Annotated in this window: 5 protein-coding genes and 1 pseudogene; 4 read left to right on the top strand and 2 right to left on the bottom strand. The window is 45.2% G+C overall.

From position 1 onward, the window contains the following. Nucleotides 1-164: pseudogene (locus tag Q0236_RS00335) on the top strand (carboxy-S-adenosyl-L-methionine synthase CmoA); the annotation flags it as partial. Nucleotides 165-357: 193 nt separating this feature from the next. Here Q0236_RS00335 and Q0236_RS00330 read toward each other — a convergent pair. Together Q0236_RS00330 and rpsO are read right to left on the bottom strand one after the other, a co-directional pair. After that, nucleotides 358-969: a hypothetical protein gene (locus Q0236_RS00330; RefSeq protein WP_297913666.1), complete on the bottom strand. Its 612-nt coding sequence runs from the start codon at nucleotides 967-969 to the stop codon at nucleotides 358-360. A gap of 198 nt (nucleotides 970-1,167) precedes the next feature. After that, nucleotides 1,168-1,440, bottom strand: coding sequence for a 30S ribosomal protein S15 (gene rpsO / locus Q0236_RS00325; RefSeq protein ID WP_005871877.1), 273 nt, complete (start codon nucleotides 1,438-1,440; stop codon nucleotides 1,168-1,170). Between the two features lie 104 nt (nucleotides 1,441-1,544). On the opposite strand from rpsO, the gene Q0236_RS00320 reads away from it, so the two are divergent. Genes Q0236_RS00320 through Q0236_RS00310 form a run of 3 tightly spaced genes read left to right on the top strand, consistent with a single transcriptional unit; the run spans nucleotide 1,545 to nucleotide 3,239 of the window. Further along, on the top strand, nucleotides 1,545-1,958 hold the full coding sequence (locus Q0236_RS00320) for an Rrf2 family transcriptional regulator (RefSeq protein WP_297913663.1): 414 nt from the start codon (nucleotides 1,545-1,547) through the stop codon (nucleotides 1,956-1,958). After that, on the top strand, nucleotides 1,955-3,007 hold the full coding sequence (locus Q0236_RS00315) for a 3'-to-5' oligoribonuclease B (protein ID WP_297913660.1): 1,053 nt from the start codon (nucleotides 1,955-1,957) through the stop codon (nucleotides 3,005-3,007). Before Q0236_RS00320 ends, Q0236_RS00315 begins: the two co-directional genes overlap by 4 nt. Beyond that, a complete protein-coding gene (locus tag Q0236_RS00310) occupies nucleotides 2,997-3,239 on the top strand; it encodes a hypothetical protein (protein ID WP_297913657.1) in 243 nt (80 codons plus the stop codon). The genes Q0236_RS00315 and Q0236_RS00310 overlap by 11 nt, the downstream gene beginning before the upstream one ends. Nucleotides 3,240-4,047: the final 808 nt, after the last annotated feature.

The raw sequence follows: 4,047 nt of genomic DNA, 5'->3' as shown, positions 1-4,047 counted from the left end.
GCTACTCGCGCTACGAGATCGCACAAAAACGAGAGGCGCTCGAAAACGTGCTCGTACCCTACACCGAGGTGGAAAACCGCGCCTTGGCGCTAAGCGCGGGCTTTAAGCGCGTCGAGAGTATCTTTAAATGGGCAAATTTTATGAGCTTCGCGGCGTTTAAATAACGAGCGGCTATAATGCGCATTTTGCTTAAACGATTCAAGTTTTAAATTTAACGCCAGTATTTGGGGTGAAATCTACAAAACAGGGCATGCGTCGCCTACAATGTCAAATTTTGCCGCGCTAAAGCTATTTTTATCGATTAAAACACGCCGCGAGCACAGCGGCGCATTCAAAAAAGAATAAAATTCCTTAATTTTACATTATTTGATTCAATTCTACTTTGGTTATTAATCCGGTATTTTCGTCGATCTTTTCGCTTGCGATACGCCTTTCAAGACCTGCTATAAACTCATCATATTCGATCTTTTTAGCTTTATCCGCTTCGTATTTTTTCATAGCTTTTTGAAAATCGCTGCGTGAGAAAAAATCATTCCAAATCGCGAACAATGCAAAAGCCAAAAGTCCCCATATATAGCCGCCGATAAAGAAATTTCCGGTGATACAAAATACGGCGCAGACTATTATGTCGGTCGCAATATAACCCACTCCGAGTCTCCCGCCTGGTAAAATCGGCTCGGGCAAACGATAGGCGCCTAAGGTATCGACGCCTTTTGAGATATTTTTCAAGCAGCCCGCCTCTTTGTCATCATCGCCACCTGGAGCATAACCGGCGACTTCATCGCCTGCAAAAATATAAAAACTATCGTCCGTTTCTATTTTAAAAAGATCCGCGCCCTGCCCTTTTAGCCGGAATTTCCATACTACCGCACAAGCTGCACTATTCGAAATACTCGCATCCGTAGGGCTGTCTGTGTGGAATTTGGGATCTTTTTTCACATCAATCGCGATACCGTGGAAATAGTTCACAAAAATCCTTTAAAATGAAATTTACAAATAGCTCATCCGCATTAAATTCGGCCGCACTTCAAAATTCTAAATAAATTTAAGCGTTTCGCAAGAGAGATGGAAGCCGAAATTCCGGGCATAAAAAAAGCGTCCGCCGTTTGACGGACGCCGTGTATAAAACCGCAGCAGGCAAGCAGATGCCGCCGCGAGCAAAGGAGCTTATTTATCTCTTAAATTTAACTCGCTAACGAGCTTGGAGTAAACTGCGTAGTCTTTGTTTTTAAGATATTTCATCATTCTTTTGCGCTGACCTACTAGCTTTAGCAGTCCTAAGCGAGATGAAAAATCTTTCGGATTTGCTTGCAAATGAGTGGTAAGAAGCGTGATCCTCTCGGTAAGAAGCGCGATTTGCACCTCCGCAGAACCTGTATCTTTCTCTCTTCTAGCGAATTTCGCAACTATCTGTGCTTTTTGAGCCGTGTCTAAAGCCATGATGACCTCCTGATCGGTAAAATAGGAAGCGATTATACTTAATTAACCTAAATTTTTGCTTTCTTTGTGTAAAATGCACGCTTTGACACCAAAGGAGAAAATAAATGCTTTTTACAAAAGCAAGCGAATACGCCCTGCTTTCAATGATCTGCATCGCGGGTAAGGAGGAATCGATGGATGTCGATTCGATCTCTAGCGAGCTTGGAATTTCACGCAGCTTTTTGGCTAAAATTTTACAAAATTTAGCTCGCGCGGGACTTTTAAATTCCTTCAAAGGCGCCAAGGGCGGCTTTGTGCTCGCACGCAATGCGGACGAGATCACGCTAAGCGAGATCATCAAAAGCGCCGAAAGACGCAAGGCGACGGTGTTTGATTGCACCGCCGAGGGGATCGACGCCTGCCCGAACGGTCGCACGCTGTGCCGCGTCAATCTAATGTTCGGCGAACTTCAGGAAAAGGTCGACGAGTATATGGATACGATCACCCTCGCCGCCATCATCGGCAAAGAGCGCAAATGAAAATATATCACCTCAGCCACACCGATCTGGATGGCTACGGCGCGCAGTTCGTCGCGGCGCACTATTTGACGGACGTGGAATTTTTCAACGCCAACTACGGCAAGGAGATAAACGAAAAATTTGAACTCATCCTTGAGCGCATTGATGAGCGGCTTGCCGCAGACGCAGACGAAAAAAGCCTAATTTTAATCACCGATCTAAATTTACTGCCCGCGCAGTGCGAGAAATTTAGCGGCGAGCTGGCACGTCGCAACGCTCGCATGATCCTTTTGGATCATCATCAAAGCGGGCTTGAGTGCGCGAAAAAATTCCCGTGGTATTTTTTGGACTCTTCGCGCTGCGCCACGAAGATAACGTATGATTTTTTCAGCGCGATGTTCGGCGGCGAGACGCGGCTGGATAAGCTCGTGCGCGTCGTAAACGCCGTGGATATCTGGCTGAAGGAGCAGAGCGAGTTTGAGCTCGGCAAGGTCTGCCTCGGCATGGTCTCGGGCGCGAAAGAGATTAATAAGATCATGTTTGAGCGGGAGAGCAGGGATTATATCTTTTTCTTGTTAGAAAAAATTTTTAAATTTCAAGACGAGCCAGACGCGCACATAGCGCTAGATAGCGCGCTGCACGGCATAAAGAAGGAATTTTTTAAAAGCGAGCGCGACGATACGCTAAGCAATCTCGTCTCGCATTTCGTAGTCGCCCGCCTAAGCGCGCAAAAGCAGCGCTTCGAGATCAGCTACCTCGATAAAAAGGGCATTTTGACCTACAATATCGGCAATGTAAGCGTCATCGGTAACGACTTTTTGACGCAAAACCCTGATGTCGATTTCTTCATCGACGTAACGAGCAAAAAAACGCTCAGCTTCCGCGCCGACGGCAAGATCGACGTAAGCGAAATGGCGAAGCTGCTTCTCGGCGGCGGCGGGCACGTAAATGCGAGCGGCGGGATGTTTGCGGGCTTTAAGGACGCGAGCTCGTACGAAGCCGTAAAGGCACAAATCGTGGATCTAATCGAGAAAAAAACCCAAATTTCAAAGGAAGAAGATGAAAACTAATGACGAAAAAATCGCCGAGCAGGACCTCATCTACGAGATCAACATCCTGCTTGACGCGATGCTGCTTTATGCGGGCGTGAAGCGCGAGCGGCTCGCCGACGCGGCGCAGCTGTATATCGAAAATATCGATACGGTGCTTGAAAGCTCGGACGCTAGCGGTGCGGACGAGGTGATCGCCGTGGTCGAGTTTTTACGCGGCAAACACGCGGAGTTATTTGAAAATAAGGGCTAGCTCGCGGAATTTTAAGCAAAATTTTGCGAGCTAGAATTTTACGAAGCGCAAACTATGCGGAGTAAAATTTCATTTAGCGCAAAAATTTATAGATCGAGAGATCCGCGAGATAAAATTTTGCGAAATAGAATTTTAAAACGCAAAATACGGAATTTTACGGGTTTAGACTTAAAATTTTAAAATTTAGCAAACAAGCTTTGCGAATAAAATTTTAAGGCATGGGGCTGCAGAATTTTGTTTTAAAATTTTATGCTGTCAAACAAGAGCAAAATTTCAAGGCTTAGAATTTACGCTAAGAAATTCCGCGCAATAGCAAATTTAAAATTTTAAGTGCATTTTGCGGCACGGAATTTTATAAGAAATTTTAGACAACGCGGGGCAGCTCTGCGTAAAATTCTAATCTAGGCTTCGCGCGGAATTTGCATCAAAACTCCGCGCGGAATTTTGTGCTTAACTAAGGTGCAAAAATTTAAATATAAAGGCTAAATCTTTGCTTGCCAGTGTGGCGCGAAGATCACGCAGATTGCGGAATTTTAAATTTAAAAGCACGATTCTGCCGTCTAAGATCAAAAAATGGCATAGCGTCTAAGCTTGCCGATAATGACAAAGCTCGCTTTGAAAGAAAAGGAGAATTTTATCTGCAAAAGCGCAGAGATGGCATTTTAAGATACTTTTGTCATTTCTAAGAGAAAAAGATCCGCGCCAGAGGCTTTTAAGCAAGCGCGCTTGATAAGATATTATCGCTAGATATGGCGCAGGTGCAAGTAAGTGCGCTCGAACGCGGCAAAATTAAAACGAATGCGGCGCT

Origin of the sequence: uncultured Campylobacter sp. (assembly GCF_938031315.1) — a bacterium.
Taxonomy (GTDB): Bacteria; Campylobacterota; Campylobacteria; order Campylobacterales; family Campylobacteraceae; genus Campylobacter_B.
This window is presented reverse-complemented; position numbering and strand designations above follow the sequence as displayed.

What these genes read in the sequence shown, in the direction of transcription:
- rpsO (WP_005871877.1), bottom strand. Translation starts at nt 1,440, where the DNA reads ATGGCTTTAGACACGGCTCAAAAAGCACAGATAGTTGCGAAATTCGCT.
- Q0236_RS00310 (WP_297913657.1), top strand. Translation starts at nt 2,997, where the DNA reads ATGAAAACTAATGACGAAAAAATCGCCGAGCAGGACCTCATCTACGAG.
- Q0236_RS00315 (WP_297913660.1), top strand. Translation starts at nt 1,955, where the DNA reads ATGAAAATATATCACCTCAGCCACACCGATCTGGATGGCTACGGCGCG.
- Q0236_RS00320 (WP_297913663.1), top strand. Translation starts at nt 1,545, where the DNA reads ATGCTTTTTACAAAAGCAAGCGAATACGCCCTGCTTTCAATGATCTGC.